At 40.5% G+C, this 2,331-nt stretch carries 2 protein-coding genes; one reads left to right on the top strand and one right to left on the bottom strand.

From position 1 onward, the window contains the following. Window positions 1-386: 386 nt before the first annotated feature. Window positions 387-770 carry a DUF1573 domain-containing protein gene (locus tag D0T84_RS22060; RefSeq protein ID WP_163310070.1) on the bottom strand — a complete coding sequence of 128 codons (384 nt, stop codon included), beginning with the start codon at window positions 768-770 and terminating at the stop codon, window positions 387-389. 320 nt (window positions 771-1,090) lie between these two features. On the opposite strand from D0T84_RS22060, the gene D0T84_RS22055 reads away from it, so the two are divergent. Next, window positions 1,091-2,119: a winged helix-turn-helix domain-containing protein gene (locus D0T84_RS22055; RefSeq protein ID WP_163310069.1), complete on the top strand. Its 1,029-nt coding sequence runs from the start codon at window positions 1,091-1,093 to the stop codon at window positions 2,117-2,119. Window positions 2,120-2,331: the final 212 nt, after the last annotated feature.

Below are 2,331 nucleotides of genomic sequence, written 5' to 3'. Positions count from 1 at the left end.
TCCGTGCATACGTTCCGCAGGCGGGGTACCCACCCGGTGCAGGCGGCGTGAAACGGGATGTTGTCCGAGCCGCAGGCGAGTTTCGTCCCGTTTAGCCGGCAAGCCGTTGGTGGGTCGCCGAGGGACAAAGCACTAGCCTTTTGCTTCCTTTTGGGCAATGCCAAAAGGAAGGACAAGCCCGGGAGGGCGCGGCAGTAGGAAGCTACGACTAAAGTATTTAGCCTAGGATAACCGTTATGTAAAAAATAAAAGAACACATAATTTAAACAAAACGAAATACTGATTCGCATTAATAATTAATTTGCAATACCAATATGGGAAATGAAAAAAGAGCTATGCATTTTGCATAACCCTTTCCGTCTTTTTGTGTAAATCCTGTGTAGTTATTACATTGTAGATGTAACAGTACCCTTTACCTGTAGTGCAATAGGCTGATCTGATGAATTACTTCTGACTGATATTGTTTTTGTAAACACACCCGGGCGTCCTTTCGGATTGTAGGAAACATTTATGAATCCTTTGCCTTTTGGCGGTATCGGTTCGCGCGTCCAGTCGGAAGTGGTACATCCGCAAGAAGCTGATATCCATTTGATAATGAGAGGTGCATCCCCATCATTGGTGAATTCGAAGCGGGTCGTTACCGTTCCGCTGTCTTCCCCGATCGAACCGAAGTCGTGAGTCGTAGTTAAAAATTTAGGGTAGGGAGTCTGTGCATTTGTAGTCAATGCGAAGAGCATAATTAATACACTTAGTAAAAATAGTTTTTTCATAATCTTTTTTTATTAGAGTTTATATTGAATAACAGTTTCTTAGTGATTATAGTTGCTGCGACTTTCGAGCTTTCTCCCCCGGCTAAAGCAGGAGGCAGTTCTTCTGTGAATCACCGGAACAAAGATTTTATATTTGCCGTGATTATAAAAGTTTTTGCTTTCAAAGAATCATCAATTCTTTATAGGGTATCTAAATAAACGTCAAAAAATAGTCGTATTTATGTCAAATAATTGCTTATATATTTGATATGTAATATATTGTATGTTTTGTGTTAAGTAGTCCTTGTTGGGGAGAATCAGATAAAAAATTATATTTGTACATGAGTTTGACTGAAAAATATATTCGCCCTTGCTTCTGGGTGTTGACAGCGAGTGCTTTTTTATTTGTTTTGCAATCGGTGTGGATGTATCACACATATCAGCAGGAGCATTTCCGCCTTGTAACCGAACTAAAAGAAGCATTCGCAGAGGCTTATCAGAAAGAACAAACTTACCGGGTTCCGGTGGTTGATATTGTAAATCCGGGTGAGTTGTCGATACAAAGCTGCGGTAGTGAGGAGATTATGATCGTCAGGAAATGTTCTCTTGGGGATACGATTGTATATAATAATATCTCAGGGCGTTCGATAGAAAAATTTATCGACCGTGTCTTTCGTGATTTACGCGAAAGTATTGTACCTATGAATATTTATTGCCTTTCCGACCTGTTTGGCGGAATGCTGCATGATAAGGACATTCCCGCGACTTTCACTATCGAGCGTTATAATATTGCTTCCGGCGAAGTGTTGGAAACAACTTTGCCTCCGGGTAAAGTGCGGATACAGACTGCTTACGACAGTGAAGTGGTTATTGAGTTGTCAGACACCGAGGCGGTCCGTGCCATATTGCAGATTACGCCGGGTATTATATTCCGAAATATGGCATCTGCTTCAATCTGTACCTGTATGCTGGTCGTTTTGGTATTGCTTTGTATAAGCGTATTGTATAGAGTTCTAAAACGGAAGGACGATGCCGGGGAGCCTGATATTGAGCATAAACAAACTCAGGATTCGTTCTGTATAGGTAAATACAGTTTCGATCCGTCTAAGAATGAATTAAGGGGATTTGACGAGGTCATCCAGTTGAACAAGAAAGAGAATTCAATTTTGCAGGCATTGTGTATACAGCAGGGTAATGTTGTCGAACGCAACGTTTTGCTCGAAGATAACTGGGGGAGTAGCGGGGTTATATATTCGCGTAGCCTCGATACTTATCTTGCCACATTGCGTAAATATCTGAAAAAAGACCCCGGTATTCAGATTATTACAGTGAAAGGAGTGGGGTATAAGCTTGTTTATAAGGAGGTATGAAAGAACAAAACGAATATCGGTATCTATAGCTAATAAATATCTTTAATTGAGAAGATTTAGAGCCTGTTTCAATTTTAGCGAAAATTTTTATTACAGGTTCAGGTCAATAGTTCTTAGGTAATCCTTCGGTCTCGGTCATCTTTTACAAGATTTATATAGTTTTTACCTTTGCATAGGAGAGAGTTAACGATAAATTAAGGAGCCATCAGTTT

The organism is Dysgonomonas sp. 521, assembly GCF_010501055.1.
Lineage (GTDB): Bacteria > Bacteroidota > Bacteroidia > Bacteroidales > Dysgonomonadaceae > Dysgonomonas.
The sequence above is the reverse complement of the archived record's forward strand: the minus strand, read 5'-3'. Positions and strand labels throughout refer to the sequence as shown.